Source organism: Acinetobacter sp. P1332 (assembly GCF_044057475.1).
Taxonomy (GTDB): Bacteria; Pseudomonadota; Gammaproteobacteria; order Pseudomonadales; family Moraxellaceae; genus Acinetobacter; species Acinetobacter johnsonii.
Genome location: NZ_CP171157.1, coordinates 2,203,908 through 2,226,102, shown reverse-complemented (window position 1 = coordinate 2,226,102; position 22,195 = coordinate 2,203,908). Strand labels below are relative to the sequence as shown.

General features: G+C 41.4%; 19 protein-coding genes. 10 read left to right on the top strand and 9 right to left on the bottom strand.

The window, feature by feature from the left end; all coding sequences use genetic code 11:
- Nucleotides 1-55: 55 nt before the first annotated feature.
- The 3 genes from ACFN7Z_RS10970 to lipA form a co-directional block, all read right to left on the bottom strand.
- Nucleotides 56-2,530, bottom strand: a complete 2,475-nt coding sequence (locus tag ACFN7Z_RS10970) for an acyl-CoA dehydrogenase (RefSeq protein WP_010326390.1) — start codon at nt 2,528-2,530, stop codon at nt 56-58.
- Between the two features lie 262 nt (nt 2,531-2,792).
- Nucleotides 2,793-4,094 (bottom strand): IS4 family transposase, encoded by a 1,302-nt coding sequence (locus ACFN7Z_RS10965; protein ID WP_395442672.1) that lies wholly within the window; start codon nt 4,092-4,094, stop codon nt 2,793-2,795.
- A gap of 126 nt (nt 4,095-4,220) precedes the next feature.
- Entirely contained in the window at nt 4,221-5,234 is a 1,014-nt protein-coding gene (gene lipA, locus ACFN7Z_RS10960; protein ID WP_004693928.1) for a lipoyl synthase, read from the bottom strand.
- A gap of 208 nt (nt 5,235-5,442) precedes the next feature.
- Here lipA and sthA point away from each other — a divergent pair, with 208 nt between their 5' ends.
- The gene (sthA, locus tag ACFN7Z_RS10955) at nt 5,443-6,858 is read left to right on the top strand and encodes a Si-specific NAD(P)(+) transhydrogenase (RefSeq protein WP_004693926.1); all 1,416 of its coding nucleotides are present in this window, start codon (nt 5,443-5,445) and stop codon (nt 6,856-6,858) included.
- Between the two features lie 313 nt (nt 6,859-7,171).
- Here sthA and ACFN7Z_RS10950 read toward each other — a convergent pair whose 3' ends face one another.
- Both ACFN7Z_RS10950 and ACFN7Z_RS10945 read right to left on the bottom strand, forming a co-directional pair.
- Entirely contained in the window at nt 7,172-7,312 is a 141-nt protein-coding gene (locus tag ACFN7Z_RS10950; protein ID WP_004693924.1) for a hypothetical protein, read from the bottom strand.
- 420 nt (nt 7,313-7,732) lie between these two features.
- The gene (locus tag ACFN7Z_RS10945; protein ID WP_010326391.1) at nt 7,733-8,665 is read right to left on the bottom strand and encodes a hypothetical protein; all 933 of its coding nucleotides are present in this window, start codon (nt 8,663-8,665) and stop codon (nt 7,733-7,735) included.
- Between the two features lie 265 nt (nt 8,666-8,930).
- Here ACFN7Z_RS10945 and ACFN7Z_RS10940 point away from each other — a divergent pair, with 265 nt between their 5' ends.
- Nucleotides 8,931-9,401, top strand: a complete 471-nt coding sequence (locus ACFN7Z_RS10940; RefSeq protein ID WP_004693920.1) for a YaiI/YqxD family protein — start codon at nt 8,931-8,933, stop codon at nt 9,399-9,401.
- A gap of 13 nt (nt 9,402-9,414) precedes the next feature.
- Nucleotides 9,415-10,326, top strand: a complete 912-nt coding sequence (locus ACFN7Z_RS10935) for a DMT family transporter (RefSeq protein WP_159151781.1) — start codon at nt 9,415-9,417, stop codon at nt 10,324-10,326.
- 15 nt (nt 10,327-10,341) lie between these two features.
- Here the strand turns inward: ACFN7Z_RS10935 and ACFN7Z_RS10930 are convergent, their stop codons facing one another.
- Complete coding sequence (locus ACFN7Z_RS10930) at nt 10,342-10,911, bottom strand: PilZ domain-containing protein (RefSeq protein ID WP_004980648.1); 570 nt, start codon at nt 10,909-10,911, stop codon at nt 10,342-10,344.
- A 24-nt stretch (nt 10,912-10,935) separates the two neighbouring features.
- Here ACFN7Z_RS10930 and ACFN7Z_RS10925 point away from each other — a divergent pair, with 24 nt between their 5' ends.
- The 3 genes from ACFN7Z_RS10925 to ACFN7Z_RS10915 all read left to right on the top strand — a co-directional run bounded on the left by ACFN7Z_RS10925 (nt 10,936) and on the right by ACFN7Z_RS10915 (nt 15,419).
- Nucleotides 10,936-12,171, top strand: coding sequence for a lipoprotein-releasing ABC transporter permease subunit (locus tag ACFN7Z_RS10925; RefSeq protein WP_004980646.1), 1,236 nt, complete (start codon nt 10,936-10,938; stop codon nt 12,169-12,171).
- Nucleotides 12,164-12,847 carry a lipoprotein-releasing ABC transporter ATP-binding protein LolD gene (gene lolD / locus ACFN7Z_RS10920; RefSeq protein WP_004693913.1) on the top strand — a complete coding sequence of 228 codons (684 nt, stop codon included), beginning with the start codon at nt 12,164-12,166 and terminating at the stop codon, nt 12,845-12,847. The genes ACFN7Z_RS10925 and lolD overlap by 8 nt, the downstream gene beginning before the upstream one ends.
- Before the next feature lie 100 nt (nt 12,848-12,947).
- Entirely contained in the window at nt 12,948-15,419 is a 2,472-nt protein-coding gene (locus tag ACFN7Z_RS10915; protein WP_010326394.1) for a DNA internalization-related competence protein ComEC/Rec2, read from the top strand.
- On the opposite strand, the gene ACFN7Z_RS10910 is transcribed toward ACFN7Z_RS10915, so the two are convergent.
- Nucleotides 15,319-16,308 (bottom strand): lysophospholipid acyltransferase family protein, encoded by a 990-nt coding sequence (locus ACFN7Z_RS10910; RefSeq protein WP_010326395.1) that lies wholly within the window; start codon nt 16,306-16,308, stop codon nt 15,319-15,321. The two genes, ACFN7Z_RS10915 and ACFN7Z_RS10910, sit on opposite strands and share 101 nt — an antisense overlap.
- 127 nt (nt 16,309-16,435) lie before the next feature.
- Here ACFN7Z_RS10910 and sppA point away from each other — a divergent pair, with 127 nt between their 5' ends.
- Nucleotides 16,436-17,455: a signal peptide peptidase SppA gene (gene sppA / locus ACFN7Z_RS10905; RefSeq protein WP_010326396.1), complete on the top strand. Its 1,020-nt coding sequence runs from the start codon at nt 16,436-16,438 to the stop codon at nt 17,453-17,455.
- Complete coding sequence (locus ACFN7Z_RS10900; RefSeq protein WP_010326397.1) at nt 17,452-18,252, top strand: alpha/beta fold hydrolase; 801 nt, start codon at nt 17,452-17,454, stop codon at nt 18,250-18,252. Before sppA ends, ACFN7Z_RS10900 begins: the two co-directional genes overlap by 4 nt.
- 53 nt (nt 18,253-18,305) lie before the next feature.
- Here the strand turns inward: ACFN7Z_RS10900 and purN are convergent, their stop codons facing one another.
- Nucleotides 18,306-18,935 carry a phosphoribosylglycinamide formyltransferase gene (gene purN, locus ACFN7Z_RS10895; protein ID WP_010326398.1) on the bottom strand — a complete coding sequence of 210 codons (630 nt, stop codon included), beginning with the start codon at nt 18,933-18,935 and terminating at the stop codon, nt 18,306-18,308.
- A 5-nt stretch (nt 18,936-18,940) separates the two neighbouring features.
- A complete protein-coding gene (purM, locus tag ACFN7Z_RS10890) occupies nt 18,941-20,011 on the bottom strand; it encodes a phosphoribosylformylglycinamidine cyclo-ligase (RefSeq protein ID WP_010326399.1) in 1,071 nt (356 codons plus the stop codon).
- Nucleotides 20,012-20,143: 132 nt separating this feature from the next.
- On the opposite strand from purM, the gene cxpE reads away from it, so the two are divergent.
- Nucleotides 20,144-21,364, top strand: a complete 1,221-nt coding sequence (cxpE, locus tag ACFN7Z_RS10885) for a chloramphenicol efflux transporter CxpE (RefSeq protein ID WP_010326400.1) — start codon at nt 20,144-20,146, stop codon at nt 21,362-21,364.
- Nucleotides 21,365-21,379: 15 nt separating this feature from the next.
- Nucleotides 21,380-22,084 carry a DnaA regulatory inactivator Hda gene (gene hda / locus ACFN7Z_RS10880; RefSeq protein ID WP_010326401.1) on the top strand — a complete coding sequence of 235 codons (705 nt, stop codon included), beginning with the start codon at nt 21,380-21,382 and terminating at the stop codon, nt 22,082-22,084.
- The last annotated feature ends 111 nt before the right edge of the window (nt 22,085-22,195 follow it).

The window sequence follows — 22,195 nt, the reverse complement described above, 5'->3', positions numbered from 1 at the left end:
TAAAAGCCCGTAAACGGACTTTTATTTTTTAGGAGTTTCGAAAACCGATGAAAGGTTATAGTTGAATATCGGAAGCCTTAGTATTGTAAGGATTCTTTAAATCTAGTGTCTGTTCAAGCTCATGATCAAAAATATCGGTGAGCATACTATCGAAGCGTTGAGCATTGTAATGAATCAACTGATCTGCTTCTTCAGGGCTTATGAATCCTGTTTCAAGTGCATGTTGAATATGCGATTCAAAATCTAAGCCTTCAAATTGTCCTTTGGCTTCCGCTTTTTTAAACTTCGTCCATAGTGGATCAATTTTCAATGCAGCTTGGAAGGCATTTTCCATACGCCCAAAGACGTCATTGGGATCGGTATTGTAAAAAACATGCTGCTTCAGTTGTTCACGGAAAGGATTATTTTCCATGATCGCACGTCCTAATTGCGTTTTTAGCTGATCGCTTGGTTGCTGAGCAACACGACCAAAAGGGAAACAGATGAACTTGACTACACAAGCAGCGGCTCGCATAGGAAAGTTTGCGAATAGTCCATCAAATGCATCCTGAATTTGGACAAATGCTTTTTCTAAAGCCAGTTGAGCATGCTGTTGTTCAGCCTCACTACGTTGTCCTTTTTCATAAAACTTCAAAATAGCGGTTGCTATAAATAGATGGGCATGAATGTCAGCCAAACGTCCTGAAAGCATTTCTTTGCGTTTAATATCGCCTGCAAGTAAGCCTAAACACAGGTCTGCTGTTAAGGCAAAGTTTGAACTGAAACGGTTAATGGTTTTGTAAAAAGGGCGTGAGAAAGCATCTGTCTGTGCGGAAGCATCTGAAGGGCCACCGAATATGCCATAACTGAATGAACGGGCTGTTCGGTTAAAAGTATAAGCCAAATGTTTAAAAAGTAGCGTGTCGAAAGGCGCTAAAGCTGACTTTGTATCTTCTGCTTGAAGGAGTTGGAGTTCTTCATATAAATAAGGATGACAGCGCATTGAGCCTTGACCAAAGATCATTAAAGAACGGCTTAAAATATTGGCCCCTTCAACGGTAATTGAAATGGGGATGGCTTGATAATTCAATGCTAAAAAATTGCGCGGCCCCATTTGTACTGCCCGTCCGCCAACGACATCCATCCCATGATTGACAATTTTACGCATGGTTTCGGTGGCATAGTATTTGGCCATAGCTGTCATCACTGCGGGCTTGCCGCCTTCGTTTAAACCACAAGTGACCATATAGCGGAAAGCTTCGAGCATATATGTACCACTGGCAATATCACTGGTGGCTTCTTGCACGCCTTCAAAATGTCCTACAGAAATTTTAAATTGTTGGCGTACTTTGGCAAAAGCACCGACACTTAAATAAGCCATTTCAGCTGAAGCAGTGGAGAGCGCTGGCAGTGAAATCCCACGACCTACGGCTAAGCACTCCATCAGCATGCGCCAACCTTTACCTGCATTTTCCACCCCACCAATAATCCAATCGAGTGGGATAAAAACATCTTGTCCATCGACCGTGCCATTCATAAAGGGGGAACCAGGATTATGTCGCGCGCCGACTTGGACGCCGTCATGACTGGCCGGTAATAAGGCACAGGTGATGCCGTATTCAGTTTTGCTTGCATCGCCTAATAGTCCATCAGGGTCATAGAGTTTAAAAGCGAGACCAATCACAGTCGCAATAGGTGCCAGTGTAATCCAGCGTTTTGAAAAGTTCATACGTAAACCGAGTACTTCTTGGCCTTCAAACACACCATAGCAGACCACACCTGTATCAGGTATCGCACCAGCGTCTGAACCCGCCTCAGGACTGGTTAAACCAAAGCAGGGGATTTCTTCGCCTTTGGCTAGTCTTGGTAGGTAGCGTTGTTTTTGTTCCTCAGTTCCATAATGTAAAAGCAACTCACCTGGGCCTAGAGAGTTGGGCACCATACAACTGACGGCAGTGGTCAGTGAACGTGAAGAAATTTTGCTCATGATGCGGCTTTGGGCAAAGGAGCTAAAGGCACGACCTCCGTATTCTTTGGGAATAATTAAACCTAAAAAGCTTTGTTCTTTGATGTATTGCCATGCTTCAACAGGAAGATCTTTTAAGTGGTGATGAATTTCCCATTCATTGAGTAAACCACAAAGGTGTTCAACTTCATGATCTAAGAAGGATTGCTCTTCAGCAGACAGAGTTGGGTAGACATAACCATCAAATTTTTTCCAGTCAGGCGCACCCATAAATAATTCTTTTTCCCACCAACTGGTGCCTGCATCCAATGCTTCACGCTCGGTACTGCTCATACTCGGCATGGCTTTGGCTAAAGCTTTATAGGCAGGTTGAGTGATTAAAGACTTTCGTAATGGATCAATAACCACAATCAGGCTGAGAATAATTAAGGGCAGACCTAGAAGTAATGACCACGGACTGATAAAAATAGCAGCGAAGAGGGACGTAAAAATAATGATTGCAGTTGCCATTAAGCGACTGAGTTCAAAATAAAAAATAGCCCAGAGGATACAGATTAAAAACAGAATGGCGAAAATGAAACCCATTGAAACCTCCCGTTGTTTACACCGTGAGGTCAGTCATACGTTTTATAGAATTCCACGGAAAATAAGGCAAAAACGTAGACTAAAAAGGTGTAATAAAATGAATTTGATGTGATGTGTAGCATCACGATTATTTTAGACTTTGAATTAGATTAGGATGTTTATTGAACAATGACTGTGTTAGAAATGTATGAATACGTAATTGAAAAATATAAAGAACGAAGATCGTAATAAAAAAAGCCCTCATATGAGTAATGCCAGTCAGTTAAGAAATTGACTGGCATTTTCTTGGGTACTTTTGAGGCTTTATTTTGACGACTCTAGGGCATTGCCTTGATCTTCTTTCAGGCAAAACAAACATTTTAGACTGTTCCAGCAAACGCTCTAAATGCTTGGGCAAATTCCCTGCCGATTCCAGCGGAGTATGCCTTAATATATTGATAATGCTGATTGAAGCAATATGGAAACTGATACGCAAAGGGCTGACTTTCGCCCGTTGAGCCATAAATTTCATTTGCCTTCTAAGAATATTATAAGCAATCAATACACCCCATAATTCCTGATACACCAATTCAGGCTGCTTGCTTCTTAAATGCATCCCATCTTGCAGGTCGCTCTTGATTTCACGGTAGCACATCTCGATTTCCCAGCGCTGAGCATACAGCGTACTGACGTCTTCCAGAGGATAAGCCTTTGAATCTAATAATGATGTAACGTATCGTCTAACCCTTCCAGACTGTTCAGTTTCAATCAGGCGGGCTTCCCAATAGTCACCTAAATCCGGATTCAGTTTCTTCGCTCTTGGAGAAACAGGCATTCTGATTTGAAAGTCATGCGCTGAGTTTTTCCTGATAATTTCATAGCGCAGATTGTCTTTAGCCCGCATAAGCCAATGGCAGTTTTCCCGAGACTGCCACCCTGATAAGAAATCAGCAGAGAAGTAGGCCCGGTCAAATAAAGTCAGGCTATTTGCAGGCACTTTCAATTTCTTCGCTAAAGTCAGCTCGCCTTGATCCATACTTCCAATCCCGGCATCAATCACTTCATGAGTATTGGTGTTGATCAGGCAAACCGCTCTGGCTTGCGGCCAAGGTGCTGCTATCGTTTTGCCTTTGGAAGAACCGAAGTGCCTGAAGTTCTCATCTGTGTGGGGCATGGACCAGATGGCTCCATCTACAGCGCAGATGCTTAGGCCATGAAAGGCGGAATATTGCGGCTGAGAATCTTCAAACCATGTCTGACTCAGTGTATTGAACAGGACATTTAAAGGCTCCAGACCCAAGCGCTGTCTGGCCTGCACTGATGCGCTTGGGGCGCAGCTTTCAGCCGTGCCAAAAACCAGCTGCAGCTGCTGAACAACATACCAGATGGGCTGGTCGCGGAACAATGCAAGTCCAATAACTAGCCATACAGCATGCTCTGCGGGGAGTTTTCTTTTTCTGACCGATGCTTTCCCGGTCCGTTTTAAACAGTCTTCAATCCAGTTTAAATCAATTAATTCGCTAAAATTAGAAAGTGAAGGAGCTGTCTGCTGAAATGCTGAACTTAAATTCTGAGAAAAAGTCATAAAAAAATGAGCGTATCTGGATACGCTCATTTTTACCGCATTTCAGCTATTTTGTCTTAACTGATCAGCATTACTCATATGAGGGCTTTTAATTTTTGCGTTTTAACTGTTTAACGCCACAGTAAATTAAGCTTCAATCGTTTGAACAGCAATCTTTTTCGCAGGATCTGCTTTGCGACGTACTGCTGGTACAGGTTCACCATAGTATTGGCGGTCAGCGAAGTAGCTTGACCGAACCATCGGTGCTGCCCAAATATTTCTAAAACCCAACTTTTGACCGTGCGCAGTGTAGCGTTCAAATTCTTCTGGTGTAACGAAGCGGTCAATCGGCGCATGCTCTTTTGAAGGCTGTAAATACTGACCAATTGTTACATAGTCAACGCCGTGTGCATGCAAATCATCTAAAAGTGAAATGACTTCTTCTTCAGTTTCACCAATACCGACCATCAAACCACATTTGGTTGGAACGTCAGGGCAATATTCTTTAAACATTTTCAACAGATTTAAAGAGTGTTGGTAGTCTGAACCTGGACGCATCGCTTTGTATAAACGCGGCACAGTTTCAATGTTGTGGTTAAATACATCAGGTGGACACTCAGTCATAATGCGAAGCGCAATGTCCATACGACCACGGAAGTCAGGTACCAAAATCTCAAGTAAAGTATTCGGGCTTAATGCACGTGCTTCTTTAATACAGTCAACAAAGTGTTGTGCGCCACCGTCAAGTAAGTCATCACGGTCTACAGACGTAATCACGGCATATTTTAAACCTAAGTTTGAAATTGTTTCAGCCATGTGACGTGGTTCGTCTGCGTCAAGTGCATTTGGACGGCCATGTGCCACGTCGCAGAAAGGACAACGACGTGTACAAATGTCACCCATAATCATAAAGGTTGCAGTACCGCCACCAAAACATTCGGGGAGGTTTGGACACGCAGCTTCTTCACAAACGGTATGCAGTTTTTGTTCACGTAGGGTTGATTTAATGCGTTGCACTTCTTCGGGTGCTGCCATTTTCACGCGAATCCAATCCGGCTTGCGTGGCGTTTCAACCGTAGGAATAACTTTTACAGGTATACGCGCGACCTTTTCTGCGCCACGAAGTTTGATACCCTGCTCAGGTTTACGGTTTTCAGACATATTCAACTATTCCACTGTTTTTGACGGGGGAGATGCTAAAAATAGCAGTATTAGTATAGCGGAAATGCGAATTGATAGGGCGGAAATACTATTCATTTACTAAATGTGGTTATCACTTAATATATGTAAGCTAAATACAGCAAATTGCCTGCAATTACGTCATAATATGCCCAAGATAAGTAATAAGTTTTTGAAGAAGGAGCGTTGAATGCCACGTAAAAAAGAGGTCGTTGGTGGAACTTTCGTTAAATACGATGCGGTCGTTCTAGGTTCAGGCCCTGCGGGTGAAGGCGCGGCAATGAAACTTGCCAAATCTGGAAAGCGTGTTGCGATTGTAGATGTACGTGAGCAGCTCGGTGGTAACTGTACCCACGTGGGGACCATTCCAAGTAAAGCTTTACGTCAAACGGTATCGAGTATTATCCGTTATCGCCGTGACCCAATGTTTAAAAAAATGGGCGACTGGCGCCAGTTTACCATGAAGCAAGTGCTTCAAAATGCACATAAAGTGATTCAACAACAGGTTGATACACACTCACGTTTTTATGACCGCAATAAAATTGATATTTACCATGGTCGTGCTTACGTTCAAGACCAAAATACAGTTTTAGTATTTAGCCCTGAAGGTATTAAAGAAACGATCATGTGCAAACAAATCGTGATCGCAACGGGTAGCCGTCCATACCGTCCTGCGGCGCTTGATTTTAACCATCCACGTGTATTTGATTCGGACAAAATTTTAGACCTTGATTATTCGATTCAAAAAATCATCATTTATGGTGCAGGTGTAATTGGTTGCGAATATGCGTCTATTTTCATTGGACTAGATCATAAAGTTGACCTGATTAATACACAGCATAAATTGCTGAGTTATCTAGACGATGAAATTTCTGATGCTTTGTCTTATCACTTACGTCAACAAGGTGTCTTGATTCGCCATAATGAGCAGATTGATCATCTTGAAACCTATGATGATCACGTGGTGCTACATTTACAAAGCGGTAAGAAAATTAAAGCAGATGCTATTTTGTGGTGTAATGGTCGTTCTGGAAATACGGATGGCTTAGGCTTAGAAAATGTGGGTATTACACCAAACAGCCGTGGTCAAATTACAGTCAATGATCAATACCAAACCGAAGTGGAAAACATTTACGCTGCTGGTGATGTGATTGGTTGGCCTTCACTGGCTTCTGCTGCATATGACCAAGGTCGTTGTGCAGGTGCAAACATGAGCGGTGAAGTGGGTGTGGAACCTGTGGTTGATATTCCGACAGGAATTTATACCATTCCAGAAATTTCTTCGATTGGTAAAACTGAACAAGAGTTAACCGAAGAAAAAATTCCGTATGAAGTGGGTCAGGCTTCTTTCCGTCATTTGGCGCGTGCGCAAATTACAGGTGACACAGTGGGTGAATTGAAAATTTTATTCCACCGTGAAACTTTGGAAGTGCTGGGTGTTCATTGCTTCGGTAATAACGCATCGGAAATTATTCACATTGGTCAGGCGGTGATGAATAGTCCAAACAATACCATCAATTATTTCGTAGAAACGACGTTTAACTATCCGACGATGGCTGAAGCATATCGTGTAGCGACCTTAAATGGTATGAATCGTTTATTCTAATTTTTATAGTATTTTCAGAGGCCTGTAAGTTTAGACTTGCAGGTTTTTTTATACCTAAAATTGCTATTTTGTAAGTGTAGGCATATCTAAATGCCTAAAACTTTTTAACGATTTGTGCGGTGGTAGGTGAGTGTGACAAGTAAGGGGGGAGGGAGCAACTTTGCTTATGAGAGGCAAGTAATTTTGTGGGTGCCATGTTTCTTAGCGTAGAACATGGAAAGAATGATCCAGTGATACGGCGTAGCAGATATTTTTAGACATAAAAAAACCAACAAAGTTGGCTTTTTTGAATTAGGCTGCGACGTGAAATCAGTTACAGGATGAACTGATGTAAGAAGTAGGCAGAAATCATCATGCCTAACACAAAAAACATGCACGAATAAGCGTCAAGCTGATAACGCTTTTCTAATTGATGTTCAACATGCTGTATATTTTCTTCTTGCATAATTTTCATGGAAGTTTTTATTCCGATTTAATTATCGTTAAAATCCTATTGCATGTTTGTATTTTTAACATAAAAAATTGCTTAAATAAAGTACTAATTAAAAATAATCAGATCTCCACTATACATAATCACTTAAATATTCAAGTTTATGCTGAGTTAACCCAGAAGCCAGTAGCTACCAATAACTAACTATCTGAAAGTCATAGAACTTAAGATTTTATTATTCATCGTTAAAATAAGATAATTGAATTTAAAACTGTGGATAAAAGTTCTTTTAAATGAATTTAAAATGCCAAGAGATAATAAAATATGTGGATAAGTTTTATACAAATGAATTCAAATTAAAATAAATCGTACTGATATAAATAAAAAAGCCAACGCAACCTATACATCGATCTGGTATAGGCTGCGTTGGCTTATTTTTATAAATTATTGATTTAATGCATAAATATTGGCTTGAATCCAAATATTGCCGCGAATGTATTGTCCGATATTAAAGTTGGCGTACTCTGGATTTTTAGTGGCAATACGAATCAGTGTTGCAGCTTGGTTGTCTTCATGAATCAAGGCAACATCAAGCAGAGTGTAGTCTTGTTCCATAAATTGCATGTTGGTTTTGCCAACAATATTCCCTTGGAACCATGCTTCATCTTCCTGACCTATCTTTTCTCCATACAAATAAGCGACCATTTTTGAAAAATCGACAGTCACAGGTTCTTTGTCATCATCCGACTTTGGTTCCCATGCATCAATCTGTTCTTGCAAGTTTGCAGGAGCAATGCCATTGTTTGCTGCCAAAATATCGTTCAAGGCACGATGATGTTTAATCGATGCAGGGTCATCAACCACTAGTTGCTCGTGCTCTGCGACTGCTTCTAGTTCATATGCCCATGCATTGAGATGTGCAATATAGGTTTGGTCTTTTTGGTATTGAGCATGATTGACGCTATATAAGCTGTCATAAGCGTAGACGATGCTGTTATTGCCTAAGTTTAAACGTAAAACGGCTTGTGTGTTGGATTGACCGCGAATGATGCGTTCAACCACAGCAGACACTTTATAGGGGCTATTAAAACTTGGAAATGCAGTTTTAACGGCCTTGGGTTTATTGTCTTCAACCGCGATGACTTGAGTCAGTTGAACAGCCGCTTGACTTGGACCTTGAATGAGCCAACAACCCGTATCCATATCTTGTTCAGTCTGGCATAAACCCATCGGCATGATTGGTGCATTTAAAGCTAAACCTAACCATTTAGGGACATCTTGTGCAGGGTTATCTGTGAGTAAATTCCAATGCTCGACGTGGCTACCAAAGTTTTGGTCATCAATGGTGATTATTTCTGGACTATTTTGATTGTTCATATGCACGATTGAATGAGGTTATATATCCCTATTAAATCGAGGGTTATTTCTATATTTCAAGTCCTATATTTTATTTTTACTAGAAAATCATCAAAAAAGAGTAAAGCCTTACTTTATTTGATAGACAAAAGAACAAAGTATTTTCATCTGATACTTAAAAAGTATGAAGCGAGCTTTGTATAGGTGATTTTGAGCGGTTTTATCTATTATGCTCAAGCACTGAGTTTGTTAGACTAAGGCAGTTTCTTTTGTTTATGGATGTGCAGTGCTGCCATTTAAGCTCTGGGTCGATGCAGATGCATTGCCTAAAATTTTACGTGAAGTGATTTTACGTGCTTCAGATCGTTATCAACTTGAAGTGACCTTTGTGGCCAATCAAAATGTCGGGATTACGCCTTCCGTTCGTATTAATTCGATTCAAGTGATGAGTGGGGCGGATGCCGCGGATAAAGAAATCATCGAACGCATGAAAGAGAATGATATTGTGATGACACAAGACATTCCGCTGGCAGCACAGGTGATTGAAAAGGGTGGAATCGCAATTCACCCACGTGGTGAAATCTATACTACCGCTAATGTCAAAGCCCGCCTACATTTACGTGATTTTATGGATTCATTACGTGGAGCAGGTGTAAACACGGGTGGGCCACCACCTATTTCTGAGCGTGATAAACGCGAATTTTCTAGTTCTTTAGACCAAACCATTCAAAAGCAAAAACGCAAAACTGCCATTTAGCATCGAGCTGATTATGTCTTCTAAAGCCAATCTGATGGCAACCTATGGATTATTGGTTTTTATTTGGTCCACAACGCCTTTAGCGATTGTGTGGAGTGTGACCGATTTACATATGCTGTGGGCATTGGTATTACGTTTTTTCATTGCTTTGCCTTTGGCGATTTGTTTGTTATTGGTTTTAAAACGACAGTTCCCCACCGATAAAGTCGCTTGGCATAGTTATTTGGCTGGTTCTTTTAGCTTGATTGGTTCGCAGTTTTTTACCTATGTTGCCACCAATTATATTAGTTCAGGCATGATTGCATTGATGTTTGGCTTAGCACCGATTATGGCAGGGCTGATCGGACGTTTTTACTTTAAGAGCTATTTGAGTGCAATGCAGTGGTTTGGAATGTGTATTGCACTGCTAGGACTTGCGATAATTTGCCTTGCAGGTACAGCACAGCATGTCCATCCGTTTGGGATTGGACTGATGTTACTTAGTGTATTTTCTTATGCAGCCTCTATTTTCTGGGTGAAAAAAGTCAATGCGAATATTGAACCCGTTGCACAAGCGACAGGTTCAATTTTGGTGTCGACATTGGCGGCTATATGTATTGTGCCTTTTATTTGGCAGCATGCACCGCAGCAAATGCCCGATTTGAAAACTTGCTTGGCGCTGCTATATACGGTCGTCATGGCGTCATTGATTGCGATGTTCTGTTATTTTAAATTGGTACAGAAAATTCAACCTACGACTTTATCGCTGACTACCGTCATGACGCCGATGATTGCTCTATTTATAGGTGCGGTACTGAATCAGGAAAAACTTTCGATGATGGGGATGTTGGGTGCAGTGGTTTTACTGTCAGGTTTATTCGTTTACTTTTATAAAGATCTTCAGGCAAGTCGGAAACTTGCCCAAAAGTTAAAAAGCCAAAACTAGTCCAAGGTTCTGGCTTTAATGATCTTCGACCGTCAAAGAAATACAGTCGGCCAATTTGACACGATCTTGCGGGTGCAAGGTAATAAAGTATGCTCCCGTGCGGCACTTGCCATTTTCCTCTTCATTGCTGTACACCACTTGTGCAATCGCGGCAATATGGAAGAAGTTTTCAGGGTGGCTCAAGGTTAAGTGGATATAGGTACCATCTTGAATTTGTTTTTCGCTATAGAAACTCAAACCACTTTCAGAAAAATTCACATGTTCAGGCGTAGGTAACATGGTTTGTACAATTGTGTCGTACAAAGACCCCGTGATCAGGTTTAATTTCTGGTTAAATAGGGATAAGATTCGAGCAATTTGTTGATCTTTTTCAGATAATTGTTCTAATTCGTAGTTTAGTGCATGATCAAATTGATCTAATTCTGCGAGTAGTAGAAAATAGCGCGGTAAAACAAAATTAGGATCGTAAGGGTCATTCAGGGCAACATCATCAGAAATGATCTGATAGTTAATTCTCAAGGCCGCATCGATTCGTGACATCACACGACGTTCTGCTTGAACGTTTTGATGCTGTAAATTTTCCATAATTATGACCTCGGACTAGATGGTATGTTTAAACCAATCTCGCTGTATATAGGGTTGAGATATACTCGCGCACGGCGTAGCAACCACTTTATTTCTTTTATTGCACTGGTTTCGATGATCGGTCTGACACTGGGTGTGGCTGTACTTATTACAGTCTTATCTGTAATGAATGGTTTCGACCGAGAGCTGAAAACACGTGTACTTGGAATGATACCTCAAGCCACTGTTTCTTCAACACAAATTTTAACAGATTGGCCTGAACTTGCAAAAAAAATTGAGACAAAGGAACACGTCACAGGCGTAGCACCGTTTACTCAATTGCAGGGGATGCTTACGGCACAAGGCCAAGTGGCTGGAATTATGGTCACGGGGATCGAACCTCAATATGAAAAAAAGGTTTCGATTATCCAAGACCACATGGTTGAAGGTGGTATTGATAACTTAAAAAAAGGTGAGTTTGGTATTGTTTTAGGTAAACAAATGACCGATGCCTTAGGTTTAGGTTTAAATGATAGTGTGACTTTGGTTTTACCAGAGGCAACACCATCACCAGCGGGTGTGGTACCGCGTTTTAAACGTTTCAAAATTGTGGGCATTTTCAGCATTGGTGCTGAGGTTGATTCGATGATGGGCTACATTGCCTTGAATGATGCATCAACGTTGTTACGCCTACCTGATGGCGCGCAAGGCATTCGCTTGAAATTGGATGATATTTTTGCAGCACCTAAAGTGGCTGATGAAATTGTGATGGATCTGCCAAGCGGTTTTTATGCCTCGAATTGGACCTATACTCACGGCAATTTATTTAGTGCGATCCAAATGGAAAAAGCCATGGTGAGCTTATTGCTCTTCCTGATTGTCTTGGTGGCTGCATTTAATATTGTGTCATCCTTAGTGATGGTCGTGACCGATAAAAAATCGGATATTGCCATATTACGTACCCTTGGCGCCTCACCTGCAACCATTACCCGTATTTTTATGGTTCAGGGCACGATTATTGGTGTGATTGGTACGGTATCGGGTGCGATTCTCGGCATTGTTTTCGCTTCTGGAATTAGTGGTTTTGTGGGTTGGTTAAACAATGTGATGGGACTTCATCTGTTTGATGCCTACTTTATCAATTACTTACCATCGTATTTAAGATGGCAAGATGTATTAACCATTGTGTCACTGTCTTTAGTTTTAAGTTTCCTTGCAACAATTTATCCTGCAATGCGTGCCGCAAAAATCCAACCTGCGGAGGCATTACGTTATGAGTAAAATTGTTTTAGAAGCGCAAAATATTGAAAAGCATTTTACTGACGGTAAGTCGACCGTTGAGGTGATTAAAGGCCTCTCTCTACAAGTCAAAGCAGGTGAATTTGTCTCGATTGTGGGGTCGAGTGGTTCGGGTAAAAGTACTTTGTTGCATGTCTTGGGTGGTTTAGACCGTCCGAGTTCGGGCCAAGTGTTTTTGCAGGGCAGTCGTTTTGACAGTTTGAATGAAGCTGAGCGTGGTTATTTACGTAACCAACACTTAGGTTTTGTTTACCAGTTCCATCATCTGTTGCCTGAGTTTACGGCTTTGGAAAATGTGGCAATGCCACTGATGTTACGTCAAGGCACCAACTTTAAAGATGTACAAAAGCAAGCCGAATATTTACTTGAACGTGTAGGATTGACGCATCGTTTAACCCATAAACCGGGTGAGCTTTCGGGCGGGGAACGGCAACGTGTTGCATTAGCGCGTGCATTGGTGGCCAAGCCTGCGTTGATGATGGCAGATGAACCGACAGGCAACCTAGATCGTAAAACAGCAAGTAAAATTTTTGAGCTGCTGATGGATTTACGTCAGGAATTCAATATGGCGATGTTGATCGTGACGCATGATGAACAACTGGCTCAGTCCGCCGATTCGATTTTGCATATGCAAGATGGTCTTTGGGTCAATGACTAGGCTGAGTGCCGATAAAAATATGAGATAAAGCCACTATCTATTGAAGCCCACTTCGGTGGGCTTTATTATGGCGCCAATAAAAAAATAACTGATTAAAAGAATGAAGTTTTTATATGCTGCTGCTTGGATTGTAGGAATTGCACTGATGGGGCAGACCGTCCCCATCCTAAATCACCTTTTTTACCCAGCATTGATTTTGGTCACTGTACTTTTGCCGTTACAGCTTTTTCTCTTTAAGCACAAACACGTCCTTATTTTGCAGTTTTTATGTGGACTGATTTATTCAATGTTGTTTTTAACTGCAGGATATCATTATGCACAATCAGCTTTGCAACAGCGTCTAGCCTATAAAGAAACAAAAGTTGAAGATGCTGAAATTATTGTTTATATCGCAAAAGTTAACCAACTGGGTGCTGAGACCATTCAGCAAGAAATACAGGTCTTGAACCGACATGTGCAACCAGTGCAGTGGTTGGGTTTTCAAAAAAGGATCTCGGATGAGCAAGTGGTCTTGGAACTTGGGAAATACTACCGACTGATAGGGGAAATACGTCCTGCGCATAGTTATGCGGTGCAAGGTGTATTCGATGTTGAGCAGTGGTATCTGCAACGTAATCTCATGTCGGGTTTTAAACTCAAGCACATACACCCCTTGTCTGAGTCAGAAATTTCTGCATTAGGCTATACCCATTATTTAAGAAAACAGCAGGGTGTACTCAATAAAATTCAACTGGGTATAGAACAACAGCGCTTAAACATTCGTCATTTTATTTATAGCCAGCCTTTAAGCCATAAGGGCTTAATTCTAGCACTCCTGACTGGGGATGAAAGTTTTTTAGATAAGGAGACGACAGCACTTTTTCAACGCTTTGGCATTAGCCATTTATTAGCGATTTCTGGGCCACATGTGCTGATCTTTGCCGTGATGCTGTGTTGGCTGTTACAAAAGGTGCTGAATCGTTATTGGCCACAGATTTTTCTAAAAATCCCACGACCTTATGCATTGTTACTGCCATTTTGTTGCTGCGTATTGCTGTATTGTGCCTTTGTTGGTTTTGAAATTCCTGCACTTCGTACTTTACTCAGTTGTTTCTGTTTAAGTGTGTTGATTTGGCTCAGGCAGAAAATTTCAGCTTTGACGTTACTCTTATTGAGTGCATCACTCCTTTTACTGTTAGACCCTTTTTCAATTCTATCAGCTGCCTTTTGGCTGTCCTATGGTGCATGCTTTGTGCTTTTACGCATTTATCAAACGACTATTCGGCTGGATTTGAGTCGCCCGCAGTCTTGGCAGAAAAAACTCGTTTTTAGCTTAAAACTTTTGGTTGAGTCGCAGTGGAAAATATTTGTGGCTCTGATGCCTTTGGTGATTATTTTCTTCAAGCAAGTCTCATGGGTGAGTCCAATCAGTAACCTTGTCGCTATTCCACTGATCAGTTTACTGGTTGTACCACTGGAGGTTTTGGCAGCATTTACTTTTTATCTTTTTGAACCGCTGAGCAGCCTTTTGTTTCAGTTGGCAGATTGGGTGCTGGTATTTTTATTGGGCATACTCAATGGATTGGATGCGCTACTACCGATTAAGTTATACCCGATTGCGCTCAATACTTGGCAAGTCATTTTATTGATTGTGCTCTTAATCATTATTTTTATGCCCAAACCGAGTCTACCAAAATCATGGCTGGTGTTAGGTTTGATTCCTTTGTTGGGGTTTAGCAGCCAAAACCGTCCTTTTGAGTTGGTCGTATTGGATGTCGGTCAGGGACAAGCGGTGTATATGCAAGATGGGCAACAGCATGCCATGATTGATGTTGGTGGCTCCTATGATGAATCGAAGTTTAGCGTTGCTAAGCAGATTATTCAGCCATTTTTATCGAAGCAAGGCGTGAGCCAATTAGATCAGCTGATACTTACACATTTGGATCAAGATCATAGTGGAAGTTATGCCACATTAAAAAATGAGTTGTCGATCAATCAAGTTTACTCTAATCAGCAATTGGATGTGGCGACTACGTCAAACTTTAACTATTGCCAACAAGGTCAGATCTGGCAATGGTCTGAACAAGTGGAAATCAAAATTTTGTCACCGAAAGCCAATCAATTGGCACAAGTGCCATATCAGCAAAATGAGTTATCTTGTGTAGTCTATATACAAGTGAAGGGTGTACAGCCTTATCAGTATTTTTTGATTATGGGGGATGCAGGCTGGCAAACCGAGTTTCAATTATTACAGGATTATCCAGACTTAAAAGTTGATGTATTGGTCTTGGGTCATCATGGCAGTCGACATAGTTCAGCCTATGCGTTTTTAAAACATTATCAACCGAAATTAGCAATTGCCTCAGCAGGGTTCAATAACCGTTATGGACATCCAAGTACAGTAACGCAAACTCGTTTGAAAGCTTTAAATATCCCACTCTTAACAACAGTAGAGCAAGGCAGTATCGGTTTTATTGTGCAGCCTACAGGGATTATTGAACTGACGATACAACGTCAGACTCGACAGTGGTTGCAGTCGACTGATTCTGTTGTTCCAAACGCAATTGCTCTAAACGGGTCACAGCCTCATTAAAGGGAAGGTTATACAGTGCTCGAAGTTTAGGGTTGGCTTTAAAGCGCTTATAGGTCCAATGATAATGCTCAGGATAACGGTGGACCAAGTCCTCAATAGCTTGGTGAATGACGAAGGTGCCATCATTGGCTGTACCTTGATAAATACTTTCGCTCATTTCTTCAATGTACATATCAAAGCCATCGTCATTACGAATAGCATAGAGCAGTAAAGCCTTGGCTTTGGTTTTTTGAATCAGTTTGGCGCTCAGGTTACTTGAAGCCAAAGGAAAGCCAAAATAAGGAATCATTTCACCGCCTTGTTTTGGGGTATGATCGGGCAGAATTACGGTTGTTCCCCCTTGTTTGAGCGCCTTAAAAATTTGGCGTACCCCTGATTCATCGGTCGGCACAAGCTGAGCGCCTTCACGACTGCGCGCCTCACGAACAAATAAGTCAGCACCAGGATCTTTGACCGGTTTATACATAATAGTCATTTCAGTAAATTGGGCGACATAACTATTCATAATTTCCCAAGTCCCAAAATGAGGTACGATTAAGACTAAACCTTTCTGAGCGGCAAGCGCCTGATGTAGCAAATGTTCGCCATGTACTTTTTGGACGCGTTCAATATTTTTTTGGTTGCTTGAACCCCAGATACTAAAAAACTCAAAATAGGTGGTCAGTTCATTACGCACTGCTTGCTTCGCAATCATTTCACGTCGCTCATCACTCAGCTCAGGCAGTGCAATTTTTAAGTTGAGTCTGAGGGCGTCATTGTTTTTACTGATTTTTAAAAGATTGACTAAGCCTGCTAAACCTTTAGCAAAAAAACGTGCAAATTTAATAGGTTGTTTGCTTACAAAACGCAGTAAACGATAAGTCGAGTTTTGCTCTTGTGCTTTAGTCATTCTTTAGAGTCAATGGTGCATGTGGATAAAAACATAAAATATTATAGGCTAAAATAAACTGTTTCGACAGTTTTCTACAAATCAGTGTATATAATGAGGGCAATTTTATTCAAGTTTGGATTGTTATATGTCCGATTGGCCACCAAAACCAGAAAATGAAACGCCGAAACAACAGCCTGTACATGAACAACCGACAGGAAACGAATGGAAACTTTTAGAGAAAGCAGTTTTAGCTTCCGTCGAGGAACAACGTCGTGCACGTCGTTGGGGCATCTTTTTCAAATGTCTAACTTTCGCCTATCTTTTGTTTATTCTATTTGCCATGACCAAGAGCTGTTCGACTAGTGGTACGGATGCAACCGCATCTAAACACATAGCTGTAGTTGATATTGTTGGTACCATTGCCGCTGATGAGCAAAGCGTAAACAGTGATGACACGATTAAGTCATTAAAGAAAGCTTTTGAAAATAAACAAAGCCAAGCGGTGGTGCTCAATATTAATTCACCGGGCGGTTCTCCGGTTCAGTCGGATGAAATCTGGCAAGAAATTCAATATTTGAAAAAAGCGCATAGCGATAAAAAATTGTATGCGGTGATTGGTGATACAGGTGCATCAGGTGCTTACTATATCGCATCTGCTGCGGACGAAATCTTGGTGAATCCTTCGAGTTTAGTGGGTTCAATCGGTGTGATTATGCCGAACTATGGGGTGAATGGCCTCATGCAAAAACTAGGTGTTGAAGACCGCACTATGACCTCTGGTCAAAACAAAGCTTTATTATCAATGACACAACCCGTTAACCCTGCGCAGCGCGCACATGTTCAAGGTGTACTTGATAATGTACACGAGCATTTTATTAATGCTGTGAAACAAGGTCGTGGCAAAAAGTTAAAGTCGAACGATCCTGCACTTTTCTCAGGTCTTTTCTGGACAGGGGATCAGGCGGTCAAACTGGGTATTGCTGATCGTATTGGTAATTTACATACTTTAAAACGTGAACTAAATACCGATAAAGCGATGGATTATACGGTGGTACATAGCCCACTAGATGCTGTATTAGGCCGTTTAGGTGCATCTATGGGAGCTGGTTTTGCATCTTCACTTTCAAATCAAATGCAATCTGAACAGACCACGAAACTGCAATGAAACCTTTAATTCATTTTGCGCACGCCAATGGCGTGCCTTCTAAGGTCTATCAGAAATTATTTGATTTATTGTCAGATCAGTATGATGTGATCTATGTCCCTTTACTAGGACCAGATAAAAACTACCCGATTGATAACCATTGGAAAAGCTTAACTCAGCAAGTGATTGACAGTATTGTTCGTCAGGCACAGGGTCGTAAAGTGATTGGTTTAGGACATTCATTAGGATCAGTGCTGACGTTTCAGGCGGCGTTACAGCGTCCTGAGTTATTTCAACAAGTCATCATGATAGACCCGCCTTTGATCATGGGCAAAGCCTCGTTTGCATTACACTTTGCGAAAATGTTGAAGTTAAAAATGGTTGATACCATGTCACCAGCAGCGCTATCTTTACGGCGTCGTGACCATTGGGAAAGCCGTGAGCAAGCAGCTGAACTTTTACGTCCAAAAGGTTTTTATAAAGACTTTGATCCAGACTGCTTTCAAGCTTATATTGAATATGCTTTAACGGAAGATCGTGTCCGTGGCGGTGTTGAACTTACGATTGCAAAAATGGATGAAGTTCATATCTTCAGAACCAATCCTTCTTTATGGTGGCTACCTCAGTGCAAACCACAAGTGCCGATGCATTTAATGATTGCTAAAAAAGGTCCTTTTATTGGTCCAGGTTTTCCACAAATAGTGAAAAAGAAATTTGGCATTCCTTATCAAATCGTTGAGGGAAGCCATATGTTTCCTTTGGAGCGACCAGAAGAAACGGTTGCTCTGATTAAGGCGCTGATTCAAGAAAATGTTTAATAGTACTTTTTAGCAACCATAAAAAAACGCCTCCTTGGAGGCGTTTTCTATTTTCAAAATTTGCAAAACTGAATTGGCTCGTGCATCAAGGTGTCGCGGTAGAGAACGCCTTGGTCTGTATGCTGAATCGTTTGTGTACAAATCCACTCTACCACTTGCGGGTAGATGATATGCTCAAGCGTATGTACACGCTGGGCCAAACTATTCACACCATCATGTGAACCAACTTGCAGTACACCTTGTGCTAAAGCTTGACCTGCATCGAGTTCAGCCGTCACATAGTGCACGGTACAGCCATGCAGTTGATCGCCAGTATTCAAGACGCGCTGATGGGTATGCATACCTTTGTAATGCGGTAGAAGAGAAGGGTGAATGTTGATCATTTTCCCTTCCCAAGCACTGACAAATTTCTCACTTAAAATACGCATAAAGCCAGCAAGAACCACCAAGTCCACATCCCAATCGAGCAATTGTTGATGCATGACATCATCAAAAGCTTCACGATGAGGATACTGTTTGTGCTCAATGACCGCTGTCGCAATACCTGCATTTTCAGCACGCTGTAGCGCATAGGCTTCAGGTTTGTTGGAAATGACACCCACAATTTGCCCTGACAGATTGGCATCAATCAAGGCTTGAAGGTTTGATCCACTTCCCGAAACCAGAACAGCAATTTTAATCATATGACTTAAGCGAATACCACACGGATTTTTTCGTCTGCGCCTTCAACTGACTCAGCATTGTCTGCGATATGCCCCATAGTGAAAGCTTTTTCACCAAGGCTATTGAGTCGTTCAACTGTTTTATCCGCATCAGCTGCATCAACAACTAAGACCATGCCTACGCCACAGTTGAATGTGCGATACATTTCGAACTGTTCAACACCACCTTCACGTTGAAGAAGTTTAAACAATTCTGGCCATTCCCAAGATGCTTCATTCACAACAGCTTGAGCACCATTCGGCAATACGCGTGGTAAGTTACCTGGTAAACCACCACCAGTAATGTGCGCCATTGCGTGTACATCAACTTCTTTTAAAAGTTGAAGAATAGGCTTCACGTAAATACGTGTTGGTTCCATTGCAACATCGGCAAGTGGACGACCATCAACGATTTGCGCCAAGTCAACGTTTTTCACGTCTAAAATTTTACGAAGTAGAGAGTAACCGTTTGAGTGAGCACCACTTGATGCAACACCAATTAAAACGTCACCCGCTTTGACTTTAGAGCCATCAATAATTTTGCTTTGCTCAACTACGCCTACACAGAAACCTGCCAAGTCGTAATCTTCGCCTTCATACATGCCAGGCATTTCGGCAGTTTCACCACCAACCAATGCACAACCAGCAAGTTCACAGCCTGTACCGATACCAGTAACTACGTTTGCAGCCACATCTACATTAAGATGGCCAGTTGCATAGTAGTCAAGGAAGAATAATGGCTCAGCGCCACATACAAGAAGATCGTTTACACACATTGCAACCAAGTCTTGACCAATCGTGTCATGACGGTTCAAATTCAATGCTAAACGTAATTTTGTACCAACACCGTCCGTGCCAGATACGAGAACAGGTTCTTCATAACCTTTAGGGATTTTACAAAGTGCACCGAAGCCACCTAATCCGCCCATTACTTCAGGACGAGTAGTACGCTTCGCGACAGATTTGATACGATCGACTAACGCGTCGCCCGCTTCAATGTCGACACCTGCATCTTTGTAGCTTAAACCAGTGTTTGGGGTAGAAGTTGAGTTGCTCATAATGAAGTCTCCGCATTCGCGGGGCGATTATACCTGAATATACGAAACACATATGTTATTTCTGCGCTAAAATGTTATCTTTACTAAAATATTTTTCTCAATAACGATTAAATCTGACAAAGGCGAGATTGCATGCAAGATCGTACACTTAAACGTATTTTTATTTTGGCAGGAATCGCGCTCATACTCTGGGTGTTGTATCTACTCAAGCCTGTTGTTTTACCTTTTATTGGTGCATTTTTAGTCGCTTATCTGTTTAGTCCACTGGTCGATAAACTGCATAAAATTGGCTTACCACGTTGGTTATCTATTAGTGCTGTTTTTATCGGTATTGGCGTTGTCATTACATTGGCATTTTGGTATTTAGTTCCACTGGTATGGGAACAGTTGATGTATGCAAAGAACAGCATTCCTTCAGGTATACATTGGGCAAATTATAAATTCCTCCCTTGGTTATCTGACAGTTTTAATCTGGTCCCAATGGAATTAGATGTTGATCAGATTTCAGCCGCAATTATGGAATATGTACAGACCAACTATAGTGCAGACAGTATTCAGGCTATGATTGCCAAATTGGCTCAGTCTGGACTGAACTTCATTCAGATTGGTGGTACTGTTGTGCTGATCCCAATTATTGCATTCTATTTTTTATTAGATTGGGATCGCATGCTGGACAGTTTCCGTCGTCTTATTCCACGGCGATATGAAGAACAGACCTTAGTCATTGTTAAAGAATGTCATAGTGTACTTGGTGCATTTGTTAAAGGTCAGTTCTTGGTCATGGTGCTCTTGGGCGTGGTCTATGCAATGGGCTTACAGTTAATTGGACTTGAAGTCGGTTTGATTATTGGGATGGTGGCTGGGCTATGCAGTATCATTCCGTACTTAGGTTTTGCTGTCGGAATTATTGCTGCAGTGATTGCAAGTTTATTCCAGTTTGGTATTGATTGGATGCAACTACTCTTGGTTGGCGTGGTCTTTATGATTGGTCAGGCAGTGGAAGGCTATATATTACAACCGTTTTTGTTGGGCGATAAAATTGGCTTGTCTCCAGTTGCTGTGGTATTTGCAGTGCTGGCTGGTGCGCAATTGGGCGGTATTTTAGGAATGTTAATTGCATTGCCTGTCGCTGCTGTGATTGTGGTCTTATTAAGACATGCACGTGAGTTTTATGAAAACAGCCCAATGTATAGTACATCTACTTATGTTGTGCAAGATTCATCAGCGGGTTCAATTACGATTGAAACTGATCAGGTCGATGTTGATATTGAACTAAAAAATCAAGCGGTAAAAGCTCAGCAAGCATCTGAAAATTCAAGTAAGATTGATCAGATAGACCATAAAGAAATTTAGGATACACAAACCAGCATGCGTCAATTGCAACTAGATATTGAACCCCAACTCGATGCCCGAATCAGTGATTTTTCTGGGCCGGGATGGGGGCATGTTATCGATGCGATTCGTCAGTTACATGCGGGTTTAATGAATCGTTTTTATGTGTATGGTAGTGCAGGTTCTGGGAAAAGTCATTTACTTTCAGCAATTTGTGATTCTTATTTGGATGTGGGTAAAACAGCGATTCAGGTTTCATTACTTGAACTGTTGGATGCGCCAACAGAAGCAATTACTTCTTTAGAGCGTTTTGACCTTGTCGCTTTAGATGACATCGAAGCCATAAGCGGTGTGCCGCATTGGCAGAAAGCGGTTTTTCACCTGATCAACTACAATAACGAAGAAGGCGGCCAATTGGTGTTCTCTTCTCGTGTTGCACCGATTGAATTAAAACTTGAACTACCTGATTTACAATCTCGCCTGACGCAAGCTGTAAGTGTGAAAGTACCAAACGGAAGTTTGTATGCCGATCGTTCTACATTAGTGATGTCGGTTTTATCGCGTCGTGGGATTCATATCGATCAACAGATTATTGATTATTTACTCGCGCATGGGCCGCATCAAACCTCGGTATTATTGCAAAGTTTAGAACAACTAATTCAACTACTAAAAGGTGAGAAAACCAAACTGAGTAATGCAAATCTCAGACAAATTTATGCGCTAATTGACGAATATCGGTAAATCATAATATTACTTGAGAAATTGTCCGAGCTGTGACAGAGTACAAAAAATTGTTAGATATTGCAGGGATTTTGCAATCTAAGAATAAAAAGAAAAGATAAAATAAAAGCA